This is a genomic window from Burkholderia sp. Bp8984, from assembly GCF_003853755.1.
Lineage (GTDB): Bacteria > Pseudomonadota > Gammaproteobacteria > Burkholderiales > Burkholderiaceae > Burkholderia.
This window is the reverse complement of record NZ_QTQN01000004.1, coordinates 269,663-289,729: the sequence shown is the minus strand read 5'-3', so window position 1 is coordinate 289,729 and position 20,067 is coordinate 269,663. Positions and strand designations below refer to the sequence as shown.

Here is a 20,067-nt window from a genome sequence, read left to right as displayed (position 1 = left end):
ATGCTCGGCAACACGGTCGACGGCGTGTTCACGACGGTGCAGGACGTCGCGCAGACGGTGCTGTTCCTGTCGGCGTTCCCGAGCGCCGCGCTCACGGGCCAGTCGTTCGTCGTCAGCCACGGCTGGTTCATGCAGTAAGGTCCTCGCCTCCCTGACGGGAGGCGATTCCCGTACTACCGCCCATTCTTGCGATGGCGTGCCGTCAGTCGACGCCACGCCATCCGTCACCGCCGTCCACGGCGGGATTTCTCGGAGCAACTGATGAAACCGCACGCGCGTACAGAAAAGCAGGCCGTCGATGCGGCGGACCTGCAACACGAAGCCGGCGCGCCGGCCGCTGCGCGGTCGCTGCCGTACGAAACCATCGCGCTCGTCCTGCAGGGCGGCGGCGCGCTCGGCGCGTATCAGGCCGGCGTGTTCGAAGGGCTGCACGAAGCGGGCGTTCCGCTCGACTGGATCGCAGGCATCTCGATCGGCGCGCTCAACACCGCGCTGATCGCCGGCAATGCGCCCGAACATCGCGTCGAGCGGCTGCGCCAATTCTGGGAAACGATCTGCCAGCCGGCGTTCTTTCCCGCGATTCCGGCCGCGTTCGAATTCGCGCTGTTCAACAGCATCGACCAGGTCCGCACGTTCTTCACCGCATCGCAGGCCGCAAGCGCGATGATGCAGGGCCAGCAGGGCTTCTTCTCGCCGCGCTTCCCGCCGCCGCTGCCGGGCGTGTCCGATCATCCGGAAAAGATCAGCTGGTACGACACGTCGGCACTGCGCGCGACGCTGCTCAAGCTGTGCGATTTCGACCGGATCAACTCGGGCGAGACGCGCGTGTCGGTCGGCGCGGTCAACGTCGGCACCGGCAACTTCGTGTACTTCGACAACTCGCGCATCCGCCTCGAGCCCGAGCACTTCATGGCGTCCGGCGCACTGCCGCCCGCGTTTCCGCCGGTCGAGATCGACGGCGAGTATTACTGGGACGGCGGCGTCGTGTCGAACACGCCGCTGATGGAAGTGCTGCGCGCGCGTCCGCGGCGCGACACGCTCGCGTTCCAGGTCGATCTGTGGAGCGCGCGCGGGCCGCTGCCGCGCACGATGGCCGACGTCGCGGAACGCACGAAGGACGTGCAGTATTCGAGCCGCACGCGTTTCGTCACCGATACGCTGCAGCGCGAACAGCGCTACCGCAACGTGCTGCGCCACGTGCTCGAGCAGGTGCCGGAAGAGCAGCGCAAGAACGACCCGTGGTGCATCGAGGCCGAAGCGATGTCGAGCGGGAAGAAATACAACATCCAGCACCTGATCTATCAGCAGAAGGCGTACGAGCACCACTACAAGGACTATCAGTTCGGTCTGTCGACGATGCGCGACCACTGGTGCGCGGGTCTCGACGACATCCGCAAGACGCTCGCGGTCAAGGACGGCCTCGCGCTGCCCACCAACGACGCGGGCTTCGTCACGCACGACATTCACCGCCGCCGGTGATGCCGTGTGCGACGGACCGGCGTGCAGGCTGCGCCGGTCCGTCCTCTGTTCCGATTCGACATGCCGATCTTCATTGCGCTGTTCGCGCTCATCGCCCTGGGATGGGGCGCCGTCCACCTGTTTCACGTCATCGCCGCGCAGTTCGGCCAGCCGGTCGCGATCGCGGCCGCCGTGCTCGCCGCCGCGATCCTGATCGCGCTGATCGCATGGTGGATCAAGCGCCGCCGCGACATCGCACCGAACACGAAGGAACAAGGCTGGACCCACATCGTGCATCGCGCGTGGGGCGAGGTGCGCGTGTCCGCGACGCAGGGGCTGCTGTGGCTGTCGCACGACGGCGCGGACGGCCGCTATACGTTGTCGCAGCTCGACGGCTGCGAGGCGGCGCCGATCGGCGGCCGCTGGCATCTCGTCGTGCGCGTGCGCGACGCGGTGCGCGGCGAATGGAAACTGCCGATGATGGACAAGCGCGATGCGCAGCGCTGGGCGCGCGTGCTGATGCTCGCGAAGGACAACCGGCTGTAGGACGGCGGCGCGGTTCCCTGAGCGCCCTAGCGCGCGCCGAGTGCCCACAACGCGTCGAGCACGTGCTGGGTCGACCGCTCGACCGGGCCGGCCCGATGCGCGATGCCCAGTTCGCGCCACAACGCCGGACGCAGCGGCCGCATGACGATGCGTGGGTCGGGCAACGGGGCGCCCGCCTCGTGCGGCAGCAGCGTCGCGCCGTAACCCGCGGCGACTAGGCTCTTGATCGCATCGTTGTAGTTGAGTTCGATGCGCGGCTCGGGCCGGTGGCCGCCGAGCGCGAACCATTCCGTCGTGAGCCGCGACAGGCGGGTGGTCGCATCGTTGAGAATCAGCGGGCGCGCGGCCAGATAGGCCGGCGTCACGCGTGCCGGCAGCCGCCAGTCCGCGGGCAGAAAGGCCAGCACCGGATCGCGCCGCCACGCGCGGATGGACAGCCCCGCGACCGCCGCCTGCGGCAGGGCGACCAGCCCGACGTCGAGCGAGCCCTGCGCAAGCCGCGCCAGTGTGTCGTGCGACGTGAGCACCGCGATCTGGACATCGATGTCCGGATGCTGCTCGCGCAGCCGGGCCACCGCCTGCGGCAACAGATGGGCGATCGCCCCGGTCGATGCTCCGAGGCGCACCCGCCCGGTCAGGCCCTGCACTTGCCGCTCGACGTCGTCGAGGGTCGACTCGACCTCGGCCAGCAGACGGCGCGCCCGCTCCACCAGCACCGCACCGATCGTCGACGGCTGTACGTTGCCGCGCGTGCGCGACAGCAATGGCGCACCGATGCGGCTTTCGAGTTCGGCGACATGAAGGCTGACCGTCGGCGGCGCAAGATGAAGCAATTGCGCGGCGGCCACGAAGGATCCCTGGTCGGCGATTGCGACCAGCGTACGCAGCCGGTCCAAACTGATCTCGCGCATGCCCACCTCTCGTTCAGGAAAACTGAATCCGGTCATCAGGAAATTCAACTTTTCCTATTCTAGGCGTTCGATGGACGATACGGCTTTCCGATGCCCGAAACGAGGAACGCGACCATCATGAGCCTCCCTACTGTCTATATCGACGGCGACCAAGGTACGACCGGACTGCAGATCCACGAGCGCCTGCGGGATCGCACCGACCTGCGGCTCGTCACGCTGCCGGATGCCGAGCGCAAGGACCCCACGCGGCGCGGCGAAGCGATCAACGCGTGCGATATCGCGATTCTGTGCCTGCCCGACGCCGCCGCGCGCGAAGCGGTCGGCTTCATCCGGAATCCGGCGGTACGCGTGATCGATGCGAGCTCGGCCCATCGCACCGAACCGGAATGGGTCTACGGTTTCCCCGAGATGGCCGACGGGCACGCCCAGGCCATCGCACGTGCACGGCGCATCACCAATCCGGGCTGCTATCCGACGGGCGCGGTCGCGCTGCTGCGGCCGCTGCAACAGGCCGGCCTGCTGCCGCGCGACTACCCGGTGAGCATCCATGCGGTGTCCGGTTACTCGGGCGGCGGCCGCGCCGCCGTCGACGCATTCGAATCGAACGACGCCGCGCGCGCGAAACCGCTGCAGGTCTACGGCCTCGCGCTCGCGCACAAGCATGCGCCCGAGATCCAGCTGCATGCCGGGCTCGCGCATCGTCCGCTGTTCGTGCCGGCTTACGGCGCCTATCGGCAGGGCATCGTGTTGACGGTGCCGATCGAGCTGCGCCTTCTTCCGGCCGGCGTGACCGGTGAGTTGCTGCACACGTGTCTCGCGCACCATTACGCCGGCGCGCGCCATGTCGAGGTCACGCCGCTCGCGGATACGCGCACGATCACGCATCTCGATCCGCAGGCGCTGAACGGTACGAACGACCTGCGGCTGAGCGTGTTCGTCAATGACGATCACGGTCAGGTGCTGCTGTCCGCCGTGTTCGACAATCTCGGCAAGGGGGCATCCGGCGCGGCCGTGCAGAATCTCGACCTGATGCTCGGCACGGAGAGCGCTGCGAAAGCGGCTTGACGCCGGAGCCGCGGGTTTGAGCCGCGGTTTGGGTGCGGGTGCGGGTGCGGGCATCATCGTCGGTCGGGCTCGTGCCTCGCGGCCATCGACGTATCGCCGCCTGTTGCGTCGTGTCGGCCCATGACGCGATGGCACGCCCAAAACGGGCATGTGCCGACGTCGCAGACATGCCCCCGTAAAAGCTCACCTTTCGCCGATTTCAGCCCGCATCGTCGCTCGCCGCGGCATTCAACCCGGCGAGCGCCTCCGCCAGAAAATCGACGCACACGCGCACCTTCGCCGAAGCCGCGACGCGTTCCGGATAGACCGCCCAGATGTTCGCCGGCTGAATCACGTCCGGCAGCACGCGCCGCAGCGCGCCGCGTTCGATCAGCGGCCCCGCCTCCCAGATCGAGCGCAGCACGATCCCGCGCCCGGCCAGCGCCCATTGCACGGCCACCTCGCCGTGGTTCGTCGACAGCGCGCCGCCGACCTTCACCGTTGCCGTTTCTCCGCGCAGGTTCAGCCGCCACACGCCGAACGGATGGTCGCGCTCCTTGATCGCGAGGCAGTCGTGCGACGCGAGATCCGCGAGCGTGCGCGGCGTGCCGCGTCGTGCGAGATAGTCGGGCGACGCACACAGCACGCGGTAGTTCGCGGCAAGGCGGCGCGCGATCAGGTGATCGGCGATCTCGTCGCCGATGCGCACGTCGAGGTCGTAGCCTTCGCCCGCGACGTCGACGAGCCGGTCGAACAGATCGAGCCGCACGTTCAGCTGCGGATAGCGCGCGGAGAAGTCGAGCAACGCCGGCGCGACGACGTGGCGGCCGAAGCCGAAGCTGCTCGAAATGCGCAGCGTGCCGCGCGGCACCGAGCGCGTGGTCGAGACATCCTCGACGAGATGATCGACGTCGTCGAGAATCTTCTCGGCACGCGCGAACACGCGTTCACCGGCCTCGGTGACCGTCACGCGGCGCGTCGACCGATGCAGCAGCCGCGTGCCGAGCTGCGCCTCGAGCAGCGCGATGCGCTTGCTCACGTACGCGGGCGACACCGCGAGCTGCTCGGCGGCCGCGCTGAAGCTCGTCAGGCGGACGACCAGGCTGAAGACGCGCAGGTCGTCGAGATTCGGCGATTTGTTCACGATTCGTGGAAAGTCGATTAACCTTTCGCACGATTTTAATCTGAATGGAAATAAATAAAATGGCGTCACGTTCCGCTGCGCACGCTGCCGGCGGCCCGAACAGCCAAGGAGGCTTGCATGAGCGACAAGACGTACAGGATTGCCGTCATCCCCGGTGACGGCATCGGCCGTGAAGTGATGCCCGAGGGCCTGCGCGCGCTCGACGCCGTGACGGCGCGCTTCGGCATCCGTTTCCAGTTCGAACAGATCGACTGGGCGAGCTGCGACTACTACGCGCAGCACGGCAAGATGATGCCGGACGACTGGAAGGCACAGCTGTCGGACATGGACGCGATCCTGTTCGGTGCGGTCGGCTGGCCCGCGACGGTGCCCGACCACATTTCGCTGTGGGGTTCGCTGCTGAAATTCCGCCGCGAGTTCGACCAGTACATCAACCTGCGGCCCGCGCGCCTGTTCGACGGCGTGCCGTCGCCGCTCGCCGGCCGCAACGCGGGCGACATCGACTTCATGATCGTGCGCGAGAACACCGAAGGCGAATATTCGTCGGTCGGCGGCACGATGTTCGAAGGCACCGAGCGCGAAGTGGTCATGCAGCAGTCGATCTTCACGCGTCACGGCACCGAGCGCGTGCTGAAGTTCGCGTTCGAGCTCGCGCAGCGCCGCGCGAAGCGCCTGACCGTCGCGACGAAGAGCAACGGCATCGCGATCAGCATGCCGTGGTGGGACGCGCGCGCGGCCGAGATGGGCGAGCGCTATCCCGAGATCGCCGTCGACAAGCAGCACATCGACATCCTGTGCGCGCGCTTCGTGCTGCAGCCCGACCGCTTCGACGTCGTGGTCGCGTCGAACCTGTTCGGCGACATCCTGTCCGACCTCGGGCCAGCCTGCACGGGCACGATCGGCATCGCGCCGTCGGCGAACCTGAACCCGGATCGCACGTTTCCGTCGCTGTTCGAACCGGTGCACGGCTCCGCGCCGGACATCGCGGGCCAGTACGTCGCGAACCCGATCGCGATGATCTGGTCGGCGGCGATGATGCTCGACTTCCTCGGCAACGGCGCGGGCCGCGAACGCGAAGCGCACGATGCGATCGTCGCGGCGATCGAGGACGTGCTGCGCACTGGGCCGCGCACGCGCGATCTCGGCGGCCAGGCAGGGACGCAGGAAGTGGGTGAAGCGATCGCGGCGCGGATCGCAGGCTGACGGAACGATGCGCAGGGCGCGCGCAGGTGGTCGATGGATGCATGTTCAGGGGTGAGCAACACGACCGGCTGCCGCGCACCCTGGTTGATTCCGATGTGCGGGCCTGGACGCGCGCGTGTCGGTATCGATGTGATTTCGAACGGTGAGCAACGCGATGCGGTGACACGCACGGTCACGTGTCGATCCATCGCCGTAACCGGCATCACGTCGAAGTCGAGCGGTGAGTTGCATCGCGCATCGCTACACACCGATCGAATCCCGCCAGTGTCGATGTCGCATTCGATTCGCGCGCGGGCAACGCAACGAAAGCGCGAGCACTGCAATGCGCACGGCGCTTCCGTCAGCGCAATCGCGCCATTTCCTGCGAAGAATGATCGGTGAGACGCGGGACGTGAAGAATCACACCGTCCCGCACGGAATCGCTCCTTCTCCCGAAAACTCTCACCTCAATACACGGCTCCCGAATTTCCTCACCGTTGAGCACAGGCGGCGCGCTCGATGCGTGATCGAACGCGTTCACGCGTCGTCATCGTGCTGCGTCACAGCCCGAGATCGGACAGGCCGGGATGATCGTCCGGACGGCGGCCGAGCGGCCAGTGGTACAGGCGGTCCGCTTCGCGAATCGGCAGATCGTTGATGCTCGCGTGGCGATGCGCCATCAAGCCGTTTTCGTCGAACTCCCAGTTTTCATTTCCGTATGAGCGGAACCAGTTGCCGGCGTCGTCATGCCATTCGTAGGCGAATCGCACCGCGATGCGATTGCCGCCGAACGCCCACAGCTCCTTGATCAGCCGGTAGTCAAGCTCGCGCGTCCATTTCCGCTGCAGCAGGCCGACGATCTCGTCGCGGCCCGTCACGAACTCCGCGCGATTGCGCCACCGGCTCTGCGGCGTATAGGCGAGCGACACGCGCTGCGGGTCGCGCGTGTTCCACGCATCCTCCGCGGCGCGCACTTTCTGGCGCGCCGTGTCGAGCGTGAAGGGCGGAACGGGCGGACGAACTTCCGAGGAAGCGGACATGGGATGCTCCTGTTCAAGGTTGGGGCCGCGCACGAACGCAGCCGGTTGGGACGCGTTACCGCGACGCTCGAGACACCGTATCGAGCAAGCATTCGGCGGCTGCGCGCGCATCGCGCGCCGCGACGGCATCGCCGCTGACGAGCGCCACGGCGATCGCGCCGTCGATCAGCACCAGCCATTGACGCGCGAGGCGGGCCAGCCCGCGGCGCTCGATCCCGGCTGCGTCGGCATACGCGTCGAACCGCTCGCGCACGAACGCGAGCAAGCGCGCCTTGTGCATGCGCGCGACGACGCGCACCGGATCGTCGGCGTCGGCAATTTCACCGGACGCGTTCAGGAATGCGCAGCCGTGAAAATCGGGTTCCACGAACCAGTCGCGCAGCACATCGAACATGCCGAGCAACTGCGCACGCGGCGACTTGCCGCGCGCCAGCGTCGCGTCGACGAACCAGCGCATCCAGCGTTCGTCACGGCGCTCGAGCGCGGCCACGACCAGCGCCTCCTTCGATTCGAAATGCGAATAAAAGCTCTTTCGCGCGGCACCGGATCGCTTCACGATCGCATCGACACCCGTGGCGTGGATGCCGCCCGAGTAGATCAGCGCCTCGGCCGCGTCGAGCAGCCGGTCGCGAACGGCCGGTTCGCCGGAGAGGTCATCATGTGTGTTGTTCATGGGTTTACGGTAGAACGATCGTTCTCCCTCGTCAACAGCCGCGTGAAAAGGCCCTGCCGTCGGAAGGGCCGATCGCCGCATGGTCCCGATGGCGAGCGGCGCATTGCAGCCGGCGTTTACGACATTTTTTCTTGAAGCTGGCGCGGGGGGCTCACTACACTTCGGTCACCCTGTCTGGCCGAAAGGACATCATGCAGCGACCGGAATCCGCACGCTCCGCGCGTGCCTATGCGGCTTATGCGAAGCGGCTCGACGGCCGCGTCGTGGTACGGCGTTTCGATCCGCGCAGCGATTCGTATGAGTCGCTGACCGCGTTGCTGCATCGTGCGTACGCGCCACTCGGCGCCGCGGGCTTCAACTGTCCGGGCGTCGACCAGCCGGCGTCGGCGACGCGCGAACGCATGCTCACCAGCGAGTGTTTCGTCGCGCTCGGCAACGCGCATCTGGTCGCGACGATCACGATGCAACCGCACGATCCCGATTCGCGTTGCGATCCGTATCGCAGCCGACGCGTCGCGACGCTCGGCCAGCTGGCCGTCGATCCGGTCTGGCAGGACCGCGGCATCGGCCGTGCGCTGCTCGCGTTCGCGCAACGGCGGGCTGCCGCGCGTGGCGCGACGCACATCGCGCTCGATGCGCCGCATGCGGCTGTCCGGCTCGTCGACTTCTATCGTCGCGAAGGGTTTCGGTTGATCGACGTGATGCGGTTTGCAGGACACAGCTACGACAGCGCGATCCTGTGCAAGGCGGTTGGCGTAGCGGGCGCGCCGATGCCTGTATCCGACACGACATCGATCGACGTCGCGCAGCGCGCCGGAGCGGCGTCGTGAGACGCGAAAGCGACGACGATCGCGCGCGGCTCGCACTACGTCGCGCCCGCACGCGGGCAGCACTGCGCATGCGCGGGCTGGTGAAGCTGACGGTCATCACGATCGCGGTCACGCAGATGCTGACGCTCGCGTTCGACAGCCTGCTCGTGTTGCTGGGCGACACGCCGGAAGCCGCGACATTGCTGCTGTTCCGCTTCGTCACGTGCGCGCTGGTCAGCTTCTGGCTTCAGGCGGACGCATCGCGCGCGTATCGGAATGCAGCGCAAAACGGACTCGTGACGGTGTCCGGCGCGCATGGCGATCTGATCGAAATCGCACCGCAATGCCCGAAACGCTGGCTCGTCGTGTTGAGTCTGCAACTCGAGCCGCGATGGCCGAACGGTGAGCGGATCGAATAGCAGGCAGCGCACCGATCGATGCCGGCTGGCGGGCTGATGGGTGAGTTGCATGTCGGTGATCGGCTCACGCCTCGAGGCCGAGCCGTGACCGGGTTGCGTGGTGACGTGCTGGCGCTGACGCAGGGCAAAACCATGACACGCGATGATGCGGCAAGGGCCCACTATTCAGGCACGACAAGCGAAAACGGAAGGGCAGGAAGAAAGGCACGCGCCGAGCGACGCGACGGAGTGGGCAGCGGAGCGGCGCTGATGGGTGAGGTGCATGCGCGATTGAATGTCACCGATGAGTGCTGCGGAATCGAAGTGCGATCGCCCTCGTATCGCTGACGAGAAACGACGTGCAGCCCGTTGAATTCCACGCCTGCGCGACACGCGGCAGCATGATCGAGCCGCCGTTCGGTACGCAAACACAGCTCCCGAATATTCTCACCTTACGCGTTCGTCGAAGCGGCCCAGCCCCGACAAACGCTCATGCCCGCACGAGCGGGGCAGCCGGCAAACGTACCGAACCGCCCCGCCGGCGCTCAGACCGTCCAGTCGAGAATCACCTTGCCGCTTTCACCCGACAGCATCGCGGCGAAGCCTTTCTCGTAATCGTCCGCAGCAAAGCGATGCGTGATGATCGGCGACAGATCGAGACCGCTTTGCACCATCGCGACCATCTTGTACCAGGTCTCGAACATCTCGCGACCGTAGATGCCCTTGATCTCGAGCCCCTTGAAGATCACCTGGTTCCAGTCGATCGCCGTCTGCGCGGGCGGAATGCCGAGCAGCGCGACCTTGCCGCCGTGATTCATCGCCTCGAGCAGGCTCGTGAACGCGCTCGGCACGCCCGACATCTCGAGACCGACGTCGAAGCCTTCCGTCATGCGCAGGTCGGCCATCACGTCGCGCAGCGACTCGCGCGCGACGTTGACCGCGCGCGTCGCGCCCATCTTGCGCGCGAGCTCGAGCCGGTAGTCGTTGATATCGGTGATCACGACGTTGCGCGCGCCGACGTGCTTCGCGATCGCGACGGCCATGATGCCGATCGGGCCCGCGCCGGTGATCAGCACGTCCTCGCCGACGAGATTGAACGACAGCGCCGTATGCGTCGCGTTGCCGAACGGATCGAAGATCGACGCGAGATCGTCGGAGATCTCGGGCGGAATCTTGAACGCGTTGAACGCGGGAATCGCCAGGTACTCGGCGAACGCGCCTTCACGGTTCACGCCGACGCCGACGGTGTTGCGGCACAGATGCCGGCGCCCCGCGCGACAGTTGCGACAGAAGCCGCACGTGATGTGGCCTTCGCCTGACACGCGATCGCCGATCGCGAAGCCGCGCACTTCCTGCCCCATCTCGACGATCTCGCCGACGTATTCGTGACCGACGTGCATCGGCACGGGAATCGTCTTCTGCGCCCAGTCGTCCCACTTCCAGATATGGATGTCGGTGCCGCAGATCGCCGTGCGGCGAATCTTGATCAGCACGTCGTTGTGTCCGACTTCGGGGCGCTTCACGCGCGTGAGCGTGAGGCCCGGGCCGCGTTCGAGCTTTGCCAGTGCTTTCATGGTCGCGCCTCCGTCAGACGATGCCGAGCGACTTGCCGACGCGCACGAACGCGGCGACCGTCTGATCGATCTGTTCGGGCGTATGCGCGGCGCTCATCTGCGTACGGATGCGCGCGCGACCGCGCGGCACGACCGGGAACGAGAAGCCGATCACGTAGACGCCTTCGGCGAGCAGCTTGTCGGCCATGTTGGTCGCAAGCTGCGCGTCGCCGAGCATCACCGGGATGATCGGATGCGCGCCCGGCACGAGCGTGAAACCCGCGGCCGTCATCTGCTCGCGGAAACGCGCGCCGTTCTCGCGCACGCGTTCGCGCAGCTTCGCCCCTTCGTCGCTGCCGAGCAGTTCCAGCACCTTCAACGACGCCGCGGCAATGCTCGGCGTCAGCGTGTTCGAGAACAGGTACGGGCGCGAACGCTGGCGCAGCAATTCGACGATCTCGCGGCGGGCCGCGACGTAGCCGCCCGATGCGCCGCCCAGCGCCTTGCCGAGCGTGCCGGTGATGATGTCGACGCGACCGTCGACGCCGCAGTGCTCGGGCGTACCGCGGCCATGCGCGCCGATGAAGCCGACCGCGTGCGAATCGTCGACCATCACGAGCGCGCCGTAACGATCGGCGAGGTCGCAGATGCCTTTCAGGTCGGCGATGATGCCGTCCATCGAGAACACGCCGTCGGTCGCGATCAGCTTGTGGCGCGCGCCCGCGGCGTCGGCTTCCTTCAGCTTCGCCTCGAGGTCGGACAGGTCGTTGTTCTTGTAGCGGAAACGCTTCGCCTTGCAGAGACGGATGCCGTCGATGATGCTTGCGTGGTTCAGCTCGTCGCTGATCACCGCGTCGTTCTCGTCGAGCAGCGTCTCGAACAGGCCGCCGTTCGCATCGAAGCAGCTCGAATAGAGGATGCTGTCCTCGGTGCCGAGAAACGATGCCAGCGCGCTTTCGAGCTGCTTGTGCACGGTTTGCGTGCCACAGATGAAGCGCACCGACGCCATGCCGAAGCCGTCCTGGTCGAGACCGGCCTGCGCCGCGGCGATCAGGCGCGGATCGTTCGCCAGACCGAGATAGTTGTTCGCGCAGAAATTCAGCACGCCGGCACCGCCGGCGAGCCGCACGGCCGCCGCCTGGGGACTCGCGATCTCGCGCTCGGTCTTGTAAAAACCGTCCGCGCGGATCTGGTCGAGCGTCCCGCGCACCTGGGCGAGAAAGGCATCACGCATCTCAAAGCTCCTGACAGGGATTCGCATCCCGTCGCGCGCCACTCGTGGCGGCAGCGCAACGGCCTGCTACTGTTATAGTCGGTCGTTCGGTTGACCGCATTTATCCGATATTCCGAACTAAAATTCGAAATACCGAACAACTCTAAGCGAACGGAAACCAAATGGCAAGTTCCTCCGCGTCGCGGCGCACGCCTGCCAGCGCCGCACCGCAAGCGCCGGGCGTGACGCCGCCGCGCGTCGGCGAGCAAATCCAGCGCCTGCGCAACGAGCGCAAGCTGACGCTCGACGACCTGTCGCGCGCGGCTGGCGTATCGAAGTCGATGCTCTCCGAGATCGAGCGCGACAAGGCCAATCCGACGATCGCGGTCGCATGGCGGCTCACGAATGCGCTCGGCATCACGCTCGACGAGCTGTTCTCTCAGCCGAAAGCGCCGGAGACGATCCGCGTGGACGGCCCGCACGACATCCCGACGCTCGCCGGCCACGACGGCCGCTATCAATTGCGCGTATGGGGCCCGATCGACCTGGCCGGCAAGTTCGAGTGGTACGAACTGACGCTGCCGGGCGGCGGCGCGCTCGTGTCGAACGCGCACGAACCCGGCACGCGCGAGCACCTCACCGTGCTGCAGGGCGCGATGGAAATCGAAGCCGCGGCGGCGAGCCGACGCCTGAAGGCGGGCGACACCGCGCGCTACCCGGCCGACACGCCGCACGCGATCCGCAACCCCGGCAAGGCCGAGGCGCGCGCACTGCTGATCGTGATTCATCGCTGACGATGCGGCTAGCTGGCCGAAAGGCCAGTTGCGGAAAATACTGTATGTTTGTACAGTAAACGGACATTCCGCCATGCATGGCCGGGGCGGCGCACCGAGGCGCCCGCGCCGGTCGACAGGAGCCTGCGATGACAGAAGAACAAGATTTGGCCGCGCTCAGCTTCAAGGCTGCCGCGCACGACCTCGAACTGATCGTCCGCCATATAGCCGGGCGCTACATCCGTCAGCGCGTCCCGCTGTCGTGGCGCCTGCTGCACGCGATCGAAGCCGAGGCGCTCGCCGATCTCGGTTTTGCCAGCCGGCACGAGGCCGGCATGCGTCAACTGTTCGAACGGCCATCGGACATGACCTTTCCCGAAACGGACGATCCGATCGACTTCGGCCGATCGAACGCGCTGCCCGCCGTGTTCTCGTTCGCGGTCCTCGCGTATGAAGCCGCGGCCAAATCGCAGGAAGCGGCGCCCCGCGAGCGCGTTCACCGCCCGTCGAAGGCGTGGGGCGACTGACGTCAGGCCCCGAGCGTCCGACACGGTGGGCGGCTCCCGCATCCTGCTGTCCGCGACGTCGCGGAAAGGGCTACCATATACGCAACTAACGGAATAAATGACATGTCCCTTCCCACGCCCTCCGACACCCCGGCACGCCCGGAAGAAAAGGATCTGTTCGACCGCGGCGCGTCCGACTGGATCATCTCGCCCGAAGCCGCGTTCGACGCGTGGCTTGCCATGCAGGACTACCGCCGTTCGTCGGCCGACGTCTACCGCGCGCAATGGGGCGCCTTTCTTGCGTGGCTGCGTGCAAACCAGAAAAACCTGGCCACGGTCGATACCGCAACGATCGCGAACTTCGTCGGCGAGCTTCCGATCCGGAAAACGCAGCGAATGCGTTATTTGCGGCTGATCGAACGCGTGCTCGACCACATCCGGCGCACCGAGTTCGCGTCCACCAACCCGGCCCGCTTCATTGCTCAGGATGGCGAAGCGAACTGGCGTCAGGCACGCGACAACGAGCCAACCGGTTTCCTGACGCCGGCCGAACGCGCAAAGTTGCTGGCCTATCTGTTTTCGCCGATCGGCGTGTCCGGCTCCGCGTACTGGAAAGAGCGCCGCGACCGCGCGCTCGTCGCCGCGTTTCTCGGCGCCGGCGTGAAGACCGGCGAAGCACGCGTGCTCACGATTAGTTGCATCAATACGAGCGGAACGTCGCTGCAGATCCCGTCGACGCATCCCGATTTCGCGCGCGAAACCCATCTGGCGTCGTTCGCGATCGCGTTGCTCGAAGCATGGCTCGTGGAGCGCAAGCGCCAGGAGATTCCCGGCGAGCTCGTGTTTCCCGCATCGCACGCCGGGCGGCCGATGCACAAGGCGACGATGCTGCGCGCGATCGACGCGATCGTCGAATCCGCCGGGCTGACGTCGTCGCGCACAGCGCGCGCGAGTCCGCAAACGCTGCGCAATACCTATGCGGCCGAGCTGTTCGAACACGACGTACCGCCCGAGCGGGTCGGCAAATGGCTCGGCTTCGTGCGGCCGATCTCGTCGAACCGGCTGCACCGCGCGTGGAAAAACTGGCGTGACGATCTCGCGAATGGTGACGCTTCCGACCAGGACGAAACTCACTGATGACGAACCGGCTGCTCACGCGACGTGATCCGTGAGCAGCCTTGTGCGGCGTAGCCTCACCGTTTCCCAGCTCCCGAAAAACCTCACCTCACACGTCCCGAATCACCTCACCTGTGTGATCGCTGTGCCGACCGGCGCGTCAATCGCGTGCAAAGCGTGCGATCGCTTCGAATCGTGAAGGCCAGGGCCCCGACGCATGTTCGCATTCGGGGCACGATACTTCGAACCCGTCGTCGCCGTGCGACAACTCCGGTTCGCCGTCGCAATGCGGGCACTGGGTCGGCACGGGAATTTCATGGTCCAGTGACGTTCCGATCGCGGAAAACGCATCGGCATCCAGCTGACCGGCATCGGCCAGGCGCCGAATCAGCGCGGAAATCTCCGGGTTCATCCCGCGGCTCGCGCGCAGCGTATTCACCTCGCGCGTCGCGCGCTCCAACTCGTCGCCCTGGCTGCGAAGCTGTTCCTCGAGCCGGTCCGCGCGGGCCTTGGTCGAACTCAGTTGCTGAAGGAAATCGAATTCCTTGCGTTGCACGTCGCGCAAACCGCTCTGATAGGTCGACGCCATGCTGCGCAGCGAGTCCAGCTCGACCAGCATCGGTTTGACGCGGCGCTCGGCTTCCGCCACCGCATCCTTGATCTGCTGCGCATAGTGTTCGGTGCGCTGCTGCAATTCGGCTTGCAGCGTGTCGATACGGTCGCGCAGCGCCGCGTTCTGCGTCTGTTCGGCATCGACGCGGCCGGCCATGGCGGCCAGTTCCTTTTCGAGTCGGGCGACTGTGGTGAGCAGCGTCGCCTCGTTTGCCGAACCGTGCGTCGATTGCGAGGCCAGCTGCACCTCGAGCTCGGTCACACGCGCCTGCAGCTGCTCGTTGCGGGCTTCGCTGCGCGTCAGCGCGCCCTCGAGGGTTTCCTGGCGAACCGTGGCGTCGCGCAGCCGCTGTTCCGCATCGGTCACGCCGGCGCGGATCTGCTCGCGGTCGACATCGAGACTTTCCCTGGCCGCTTTCAACGCCTCTTCATATAGCGCGCCAAGCAATGCGCCCGCCTTTTCCTCGACCGCTTTCGGAATCGCCGCACCGTCGAGCCGAACCTTCGACGCGGCACGGATCCGTTCCCAGAAATGATCGATGTCCTTCGGAATGTCGCTGGCACTGCCGGTCTGGGTCAGATCGCGGACATTGGCGGCCGACGGCCGGATGCCGAGATCGAAAAACAGGCGCTTGCAGGCATGCAGCGACAACTCCTGGCGGCGCGCGCCGCTCGCGCGTAGCGATTCGAGTTCTTCCCGGATGGCTTCACGTATTTCATCCAGCGTCATAGCAGGACTCACAGACATTGAAATGTTGTGATCATAACGGAATACGTATTTTTTGATACCTGTTTTTGTCGGCCGCGGTGAATTTACGTCACTGTGCACAGAAATCGGCGCTGTGAGCCGATCTGGATGAGCCAGCGTCCCGATTCCGTGAAACAAAGCGAAGAAAGCGAGCCAAGTACTTGTGCTGAAAGCGTTTTTTAGCAAGCCCCGAAAAAGGGCATTTGTTTCACATGATGGGCGTCACGCTCACTGTCGGTGTTCAGGGGTTGGGGTCTCTGTGGAAAACTCGACGACCGATGTCTTGAGAGTATTAGAAGTAAACACCCTTGAACCCTTAGTTAAAAACGTTAACGCCACGGCACAGCCTTATGTAGCAAGGCTTTCCGGCCGACAAGGTGAAGTTTTACGGGAACCAAGGTGATCTTCTGCGGGAGCTGAAGTGATGGGGTTCGGGGATCTGCGTGAGCCGATGCAGGAAAGGTCGTGAGCGGATTCGGGATCACAGTGAAATGCGAGATTTCCCAAAGGTGAGGTTTTTCGGGGCCGCACAGCCATGGAACCCGCGCTGTGCCTGCGCGCACAGTTTTCTGCCTGTGCAGACATAGGTGAGAATTTGCGGGACCTTACTCGCGCCCCTATTCTGCCCATCTTTTGGGCAGTTTTCATGAAAGGTGAGGTTTCACGGGACTCCACAGGGATTTGCTGTGAGGATTTCCGGGAACCGACGGTCATTTTGCACAGCAAAAGTGCCCTGTGGGGCCTGTGAAGCCTGAAAGGTGAGGCTTTTCGGGAGCGAAATCCGGGTTTTCCTGCCCGGATCCCGTTGAGGTGAGCTTTTTCGGGACATCGATCACAGGCTGCCGTTTGCCTGATAGGTGAGTCTTTTCGGGAGCGCCATTTGCTCGAAAATAGGGCAAAGGTGAGGCTTTTCGGGACCCATAACGGGGCGAATTCGCTGAAAAGCCCGCCGGGACTGGCAGAAATCTGATTTTTGCTGTGCCACTTTTTGGCACAGGTGAGAGTTTTCAGGAGTCGATACACAGCTGCCGCCGACGTTCGCCTAACGCAAAGGTGAGGCTTTTCGGGGGGCGATCGCCGGACACAGCGGAACGCCTGCTGCACATAAGTATCGGACGGCATTGACATTTTTGATACCGCGGCGGTTACGGTGAGGTTTTTCGGGAGCCATATCCGCGTCCGTTGGAGCGCCACTTTTTCAATAAGGTGAGGCTTTTCGGGAGGTCCTGGCTGGCGATCCCGCGTGTGCCGGGGACTCGTCTGGATCCGGGGCACAGAATTCCGAGCCGTTGAGGTGAGAATTTTCGGGACCGAACGGTTTCCGTGCGCTGTACAATGCGCGCCCGGGCCTGTGAATCGGCTTCGATGGCCTCGAGGCGCATCCTTTTTGGCGCGCTTCCCGGGTGCCGGGCGTGGTTGCGGTCGCCTCGGTACAGCCACGCCTGTACATGCATACAGGCCGGTGCGGGCCTGTCCGCTCGATGTCGCGACGTCCAGTGGCGACCCTGTGACGAGGACCCCGGAAGTGCAGTCGCAAAATTACGACAAATCGAAAGGTGAGCCGATACGGGAGCAAGTTTCGCACGTGTCGAGCACAGGCGAAAATCTGTGAATCCGCGCATCCCGCGACACGTCTGGACGAGTCCGAAACGCTGTAAATCCGGACCGGTGAGGGTTTTCGGGAGAGGGTTGGGGTGAGTGCCGTTTCACACGCGCACTTCACCCGCTATGGTGAGCATGTCGTTCTGGACGCACATCACCACAGGCGCTATCCTTCCGTGAAACTTCTCCTCCGACCCGACGCATGGCCACGAAGCGCGCCAAGAAAACCGATGTGGATGTGGTGAGTGCCAGTTCAGCCGAATTGCGTAAGGCCGTCGAGGCGATCGCAATTCAGCCGAAGAGCGGCAAGATCACGCTCCTGACCCGCAAGCTGTTCAACGTCCTGCTCGCCGTCGCGCAGCAGGCCGACGACTCGGGCGATACGTATCGCGCGCTGCTGTCGGATATCGTCGCCAACTCCGCCTTCGATTCGAACGACACCGCGCTGGTGAAGGAACACCTGCGCCGCATGGTGTCGGTCCAGGTTGAATGGAGCACGGGGACGTCGAGCCAGAAGCCGGGCCGCAAGTGGGGGATCTCGACGCTGATCGCCGATGCCGAAATTCTCGAGGATCCGGCTACCCGCCGCGTGTGGGTCGAATTCTCGTTCGCACCGAAGATCAAGAAGAAGCTGCTCGACCCGGTCCAGTACGCGCGTCTGAGCCTGCAGTTCCAGAGCCAGCTGCGCAGCAGCGCCGGTCTCGCGCTCTACGAGATCTGCGTGCGCTACCTGACGAACCCGAGCCACCTGACGATGCGCGAGCCGTGGGAATGGTGGCGGCCGATCCTGTCGGGCACGCCTGATACCGAAGCCGGCGACGAGGCGAAGCGCGAGTACAAGTACTTCAAGCGCGACTACCTGCGTCCGGCGATCGCCGAGGTCAATGCGGTCACCAATATCTTCGTCGAACTGATCGAACATCGCGAAGGGCGCCGGGTCGCGGAGATCCAGTTCCGTGTGACCGAGCGCAAGCAGCCGATGCTCGCGCTCGACGAGCATCCGAACGTGTTCGACAGCACGCTGGTCGACCGGATGGTGAAGCTCGGGATTCCGCTCAAGGAAGCGCAGACGCTCTACGCGGACAGCGAGGAAAACCGGATTCGCGCCGCGCTGCAGATGACCGAGCAACGGATGCGCAGCACGACGCTGCCGCCGGTGCGCAGCGCGCCCGCGTTGTTCAAGGATGCGCTGAAGAAGGGTTATGCGCCGCCGGTCGAGTCCGTCGACGCGCTGCCGTCGGGCGCGCCTGCCGCGAAGGTCGTCGCGGCGCAGCCGGACGATCTGAAGGCGCGTCTGTTGAGCGAATTCGCGGCGTTCCGCCGCAAGGAAGCGAAGGTGCTGTACGAGGAGCAGGGCGACGCGGAGCGCGAAGTGGCGCGCGAGTCGTTCGAGTCGGAAGTGCTGCCGACGATGGGCTCGCACCTGCGTGACGACTGGCGCAAGCGCGGCCTCGATTCGAAGCTGGCCGAGACGGCGTTTTTCGACTGGCTGGCTCAGAAGACCTGGGGCGAGCCGACCGACGGCGACCTGCTGTCGTTCACCCTGAATCAATCGCGGGCCGCCTGAGGCCTGTTCAGGCCCCTCTGACGGGCCGCCGCCGGCCGCCCGCCCAACCGGCGGGCCCGGCGCATCGCCAGGCCCTGCCGGCCGTTTCCATCAGTCCGACAACAGCATCCGCTCGAGCTGCTCGAGGATCGCGTCGCGCTTGTCCTTCGGGAGGCCGCGCAGGCGCAGTTCGATGCGGTCTTCGCCATACGACTTCAGGTCGCCGACCGACTTGCCGCCGAGCTTGATCTCGAGACGCTGCGCATAGCGCTGGCGGCCCGCCGGCTTCGGCGTTTCCTGCGCCGCGACGCGGCCCTTGACGATGTCCGACACCTGACGCGTGCTGAGATCGTCGGACACGATCTTGTTGATCAGGCGCAGCGTCGCCTCGGTGCCGCGCGCGTTGTGGTAACGGCCGACCTGATACGCCATGTTCGAACCGAAACGATCGGGACGCGCGACCATCTCCTGCATCACGCTTTCCGGCAGCTTGCCGATCGACAGCGCGACCGCGACCGTCGACTCGTCGAGGCCGAGATGCTCGGACAGTTCCTTCTGACTCAGGAAGTGCTTGTCGTCGAGGAAGCGGCGCCATACGACGGCGTTGTCGAACACCGTCTGCGAATCGCGTTGCACGTTCAGGTCGTAGCCGAGCTTGTAGCTCTGGATCCCGATCGGCACGTCGATCACGATCGCCTTTACCGACTCCTTGTTCGCTTCCTTCAGCGCGCGCACGCGGCGGCCGCCATCGCTGACGAAATACGAACCCGGATTGTCATAGTCCGGAATCACGTGGATCGCCTGCTGCTGCCCCTGCTTCGCGAGGTTGACCGCGAGTTCGGCAATCGACGACTTCAGATAGAAGTGCCGCGGGTTGAACGGACTATGCTTGATCGCCTTCAACGGCAGTTCGATTACCTGGCCGGGCGCATAGCGGTTCTCGAGGCGCCACGCGCGATATTGCGGCGACTCGTCGATCGACGGATCGAGCAGGACGTCCGGAGACGGTGGCGGCGTGATGTCCTTCTTGGCGGACTTCGTCGGGACCGGCGTGGCCGTCTCGGATTTGACGATGCCGTCGATGGCATTCAGCCGATCAAGCGCCGTGCGCTTCTCGCTCGTCGTGATATCCGGGCGCGCTTGGAATCCTTTTGCAAATTGGGAGGGTTTCATGTGACTCCTTTATGCGCATA

At 65.2% G+C, this 20,067-nt stretch carries 19 protein-coding genes and 1 pseudogene; 12 read left to right on the top strand and 8 right to left on the bottom strand.

Going from position 1 to position 20,067, the window contains the following annotated elements; genetic code table 11:
• From DID98_RS07005 to DID98_RS06995, 3 genes and pseudogenes are all read left to right on the top strand, one after another.
• Window positions 1-138, top strand: a pseudogene (locus DID98_RS07005) (3-hydroxybutyrate dehydrogenase); the annotation flags it as partial.
• A gap of 123 nt (window positions 139-261) precedes the next feature.
• Window positions 262-1,479: a patatin-like phospholipase family protein gene (locus tag DID98_RS07000; protein WP_185500303.1), complete on the top strand. Its 1,218-nt coding sequence runs from the start codon at window positions 262-264 to the stop codon at window positions 1,477-1,479.
• Between the two features lie 60 nt (window positions 1,480-1,539).
• Window positions 1,540-2,004, top strand: coding sequence for a hypothetical protein (locus DID98_RS06995; protein ID WP_124520195.1), 465 nt, complete (start codon window positions 1,540-1,542; stop codon window positions 2,002-2,004).
• A gap of 26 nt (window positions 2,005-2,030) precedes the next feature.
• Here the strand turns inward: DID98_RS06995 and DID98_RS06990 are convergent, their stop codons facing one another.
• Window positions 2,031-2,915: a LysR family transcriptional regulator gene (locus DID98_RS06990; protein WP_044849281.1), complete on the bottom strand. Its 885-nt coding sequence runs from the start codon at window positions 2,913-2,915 to the stop codon at window positions 2,031-2,033.
• Window positions 2,916-3,032: 117 nt separating this feature from the next.
• On the opposite strand from DID98_RS06990, the gene argC reads away from it, so the two are divergent.
• The gene (gene argC / locus DID98_RS06985; RefSeq protein ID WP_124520194.1) at window positions 3,033-3,980 is read left to right on the top strand and encodes an N-acetyl-gamma-glutamyl-phosphate reductase; all 948 of its coding nucleotides are present in this window, start codon (window positions 3,033-3,035) and stop codon (window positions 3,978-3,980) included.
• Between the two features lie 199 nt (window positions 3,981-4,179).
• Here argC and DID98_RS06980 read toward each other — a convergent pair whose 3' ends face one another.
• Entirely contained in the window at window positions 4,180-5,103 is a 924-nt protein-coding gene (locus tag DID98_RS06980) for a LysR substrate-binding domain-containing protein (RefSeq protein ID WP_124520192.1), read from the bottom strand.
• Between the two features lie 117 nt (window positions 5,104-5,220).
• Here DID98_RS06980 and DID98_RS06975 point away from each other — a divergent pair, with 117 nt between their 5' ends.
• A complete protein-coding gene (locus DID98_RS06975; RefSeq protein WP_044848750.1) occupies window positions 5,221-6,306 on the top strand; it encodes a tartrate dehydrogenase in 1,086 nt (361 codons plus the stop codon).
• Window positions 6,307-6,357: 51 nt separating this feature from the next.
• Window positions 6,358-6,687, top strand: coding sequence for a hypothetical protein (locus tag DID98_RS06970; protein ID WP_124520190.1), 330 nt, complete (start codon window positions 6,358-6,360; stop codon window positions 6,685-6,687).
• Between the two features lie 158 nt (window positions 6,688-6,845).
• Here DID98_RS06970 and DID98_RS06965 read toward each other — a convergent pair whose 3' ends face one another.
• Together DID98_RS06965 and DID98_RS06960 are read right to left on the bottom strand one after the other, a co-directional pair.
• Window positions 6,846-7,325, bottom strand: coding sequence for a nuclear transport factor 2 family protein (locus DID98_RS06965; RefSeq protein WP_124520188.1), 480 nt, complete (start codon window positions 7,323-7,325; stop codon window positions 6,846-6,848).
• Between the two features lie 55 nt (window positions 7,326-7,380).
• Window positions 7,381-7,998, bottom strand: a complete 618-nt coding sequence (locus DID98_RS06960) for a TetR/AcrR family transcriptional regulator (RefSeq protein ID WP_124520186.1) — start codon at window positions 7,996-7,998, stop codon at window positions 7,381-7,383.
• Between the two features lie 191 nt (window positions 7,999-8,189).
• On the opposite strand from DID98_RS06960, the gene DID98_RS06955 reads away from it, so the two are divergent.
• Window positions 8,190-8,828: a GNAT family N-acetyltransferase gene (locus DID98_RS06955; RefSeq protein ID WP_124520184.1), complete on the top strand. Its 639-nt coding sequence runs from the start codon at window positions 8,190-8,192 to the stop codon at window positions 8,826-8,828.
• Window positions 8,825-9,226: a hypothetical protein gene (locus tag DID98_RS06950; protein WP_124520182.1), complete on the top strand. Its 402-nt coding sequence runs from the start codon at window positions 8,825-8,827 to the stop codon at window positions 9,224-9,226. The genes DID98_RS06955 and DID98_RS06950 overlap by 4 nt, the downstream gene beginning before the upstream one ends.
• A 524-nt stretch (window positions 9,227-9,750) precedes the next feature.
• On the opposite strand, the gene tdh is transcribed toward DID98_RS06950, so the two are convergent.
• Window positions 9,751-10,779 carry an L-threonine 3-dehydrogenase gene (tdh, locus tag DID98_RS06945; RefSeq protein ID WP_124520178.1) on the bottom strand — a complete coding sequence of 343 codons (1,029 nt, stop codon included), beginning with the start codon at window positions 10,777-10,779 and terminating at the stop codon, window positions 9,751-9,753.
• Between the two features lie 13 nt (window positions 10,780-10,792).
• On the bottom strand, window positions 10,793-11,992 hold the full coding sequence (locus DID98_RS06940) for a glycine C-acetyltransferase (RefSeq protein ID WP_124485968.1): 1,200 nt from the start codon (window positions 11,990-11,992) through the stop codon (window positions 10,793-10,795).
• A gap of 161 nt (window positions 11,993-12,153) precedes the next feature.
• Between DID98_RS06940 and DID98_RS06935 the strand changes: the two genes are divergently transcribed.
• The 3 genes from DID98_RS06935 to DID98_RS06925 all read left to right on the top strand — a co-directional run bounded on the left by DID98_RS06935 (window position 12,154) and on the right by DID98_RS06925 (window position 14,387).
• Window positions 12,154-12,765, top strand: coding sequence for a helix-turn-helix domain-containing protein (locus DID98_RS06935; RefSeq protein ID WP_124485969.1), 612 nt, complete (start codon window positions 12,154-12,156; stop codon window positions 12,763-12,765).
• Window positions 12,766-12,893: 128 nt separating this feature from the next.
• Window positions 12,894-13,271 (top strand): DUF2471 family protein, encoded by a 378-nt coding sequence (locus tag DID98_RS06930; RefSeq protein ID WP_124485970.1) that lies wholly within the window; start codon window positions 12,894-12,896, stop codon window positions 13,269-13,271.
• Window positions 13,272-13,373: 102 nt separating this feature from the next.
• Entirely contained in the window at window positions 13,374-14,387 is a 1,014-nt protein-coding gene (locus tag DID98_RS06925) for a tyrosine-type recombinase/integrase (protein WP_124485971.1), read from the top strand.
• Window positions 14,388-14,526: 139 nt separating this feature from the next.
• On the opposite strand, the gene DID98_RS06920 is transcribed toward DID98_RS06925, so the two are convergent.
• Complete coding sequence (locus DID98_RS06920) at window positions 14,527-15,708, bottom strand: DNA-binding protein (protein ID WP_044848759.1); 1,182 nt, start codon at window positions 15,706-15,708, stop codon at window positions 14,527-14,529.
• A gap of 1,822 nt (window positions 15,709-17,530) precedes the next feature.
• On the opposite strand from DID98_RS06920, the gene DID98_RS06915 reads away from it, so the two are divergent.
• Complete coding sequence (locus tag DID98_RS06915) at window positions 17,531-18,895, top strand: replication initiation protein (RefSeq protein ID WP_044848760.1); 1,365 nt, start codon at window positions 17,531-17,533, stop codon at window positions 18,893-18,895.
• A gap of 90 nt (window positions 18,896-18,985) precedes the next feature.
• Here the strand turns inward: DID98_RS06915 and DID98_RS06910 are convergent, their stop codons facing one another.
• The gene (locus DID98_RS06910; RefSeq protein ID WP_124485972.1) at window positions 18,986-20,047 is read right to left on the bottom strand and encodes a ParB/RepB/Spo0J family partition protein; all 1,062 of its coding nucleotides are present in this window, start codon (window positions 20,045-20,047) and stop codon (window positions 18,986-18,988) included.
• Window positions 20,048-20,067: the final 20 nt, after the last annotated feature.

Bases quoted from the DNA above. Each gene is read 5' to 3' on its own strand.
- DID98_RS07000 (WP_185500303.1), top strand. From the start codon at position 262: ATGAAACCGCACGCGCGTACAGAAAAGCAGGCCGTCGATGCGGCGGAC.
- DID98_RS06995 (WP_124520195.1), top strand. From the start codon at position 1,540: ATGCCGATCTTCATTGCGCTGTTCGCGCTCATCGCCCTGGGATGGGGC.
- DID98_RS06990 (WP_044849281.1), bottom strand. From the start codon at position 2,915: ATGCGCGAGATCAGTTTGGACCGGCTGCGTACGCTGGTCGCAATCGCC.
- argC (WP_124520194.1), top strand. From the start codon at position 3,033: ATGAGCCTCCCTACTGTCTATATCGACGGCGACCAAGGTACGACCGGA.
- DID98_RS06975 (WP_044848750.1), top strand. From the start codon at position 5,221: ATGAGCGACAAGACGTACAGGATTGCCGTCATCCCCGGTGACGGCATC.
- DID98_RS06965 (WP_124520188.1), bottom strand. From the start codon at position 7,325: ATGTCCGCTTCCTCGGAAGTTCGTCCGCCCGTTCCGCCCTTCACGCTC.
- DID98_RS06960 (WP_124520186.1), bottom strand. From the start codon at position 7,998: ATGAACAACACACATGATGACCTCTCCGGCGAACCGGCCGTTCGCGAC.
- DID98_RS06955 (WP_124520184.1), top strand. From the start codon at position 8,190: ATGCAGCGACCGGAATCCGCACGCTCCGCGCGTGCCTATGCGGCTTAT.
- tdh (WP_124520178.1), bottom strand. From the start codon at position 10,779: ATGAAAGCACTGGCAAAGCTCGAACGCGGCCCGGGCCTCACGCTCACG.
- DID98_RS06940 (WP_124485968.1), bottom strand. From the start codon at position 11,992: ATGCGTGATGCCTTTCTCGCCCAGGTGCGCGGGACGCTCGACCAGATC.
- DID98_RS06935 (WP_124485969.1), top strand. From the start codon at position 12,154: ATGGCAAGTTCCTCCGCGTCGCGGCGCACGCCTGCCAGCGCCGCACCG.
- DID98_RS06930 (WP_124485970.1), top strand. From the start codon at position 12,894: ATGACAGAAGAACAAGATTTGGCCGCGCTCAGCTTCAAGGCTGCCGCG.
- DID98_RS06925 (WP_124485971.1), top strand. From the start codon at position 13,374: ATGTCCCTTCCCACGCCCTCCGACACCCCGGCACGCCCGGAAGAAAAG.
- DID98_RS06920 (WP_044848759.1), bottom strand. From the start codon at position 15,708: ATGACGCTGGATGAAATACGTGAAGCCATCCGGGAAGAACTCGAATCG.
- DID98_RS06915 (WP_044848760.1), top strand. From the start codon at position 17,531: ATGGCCACGAAGCGCGCCAAGAAAACCGATGTGGATGTGGTGAGTGCC.
- DID98_RS06910 (WP_124485972.1), bottom strand. From the start codon at position 20,047: ATGAAACCCTCCCAATTTGCAAAAGGATTCCAAGCGCGCCCGGATATC.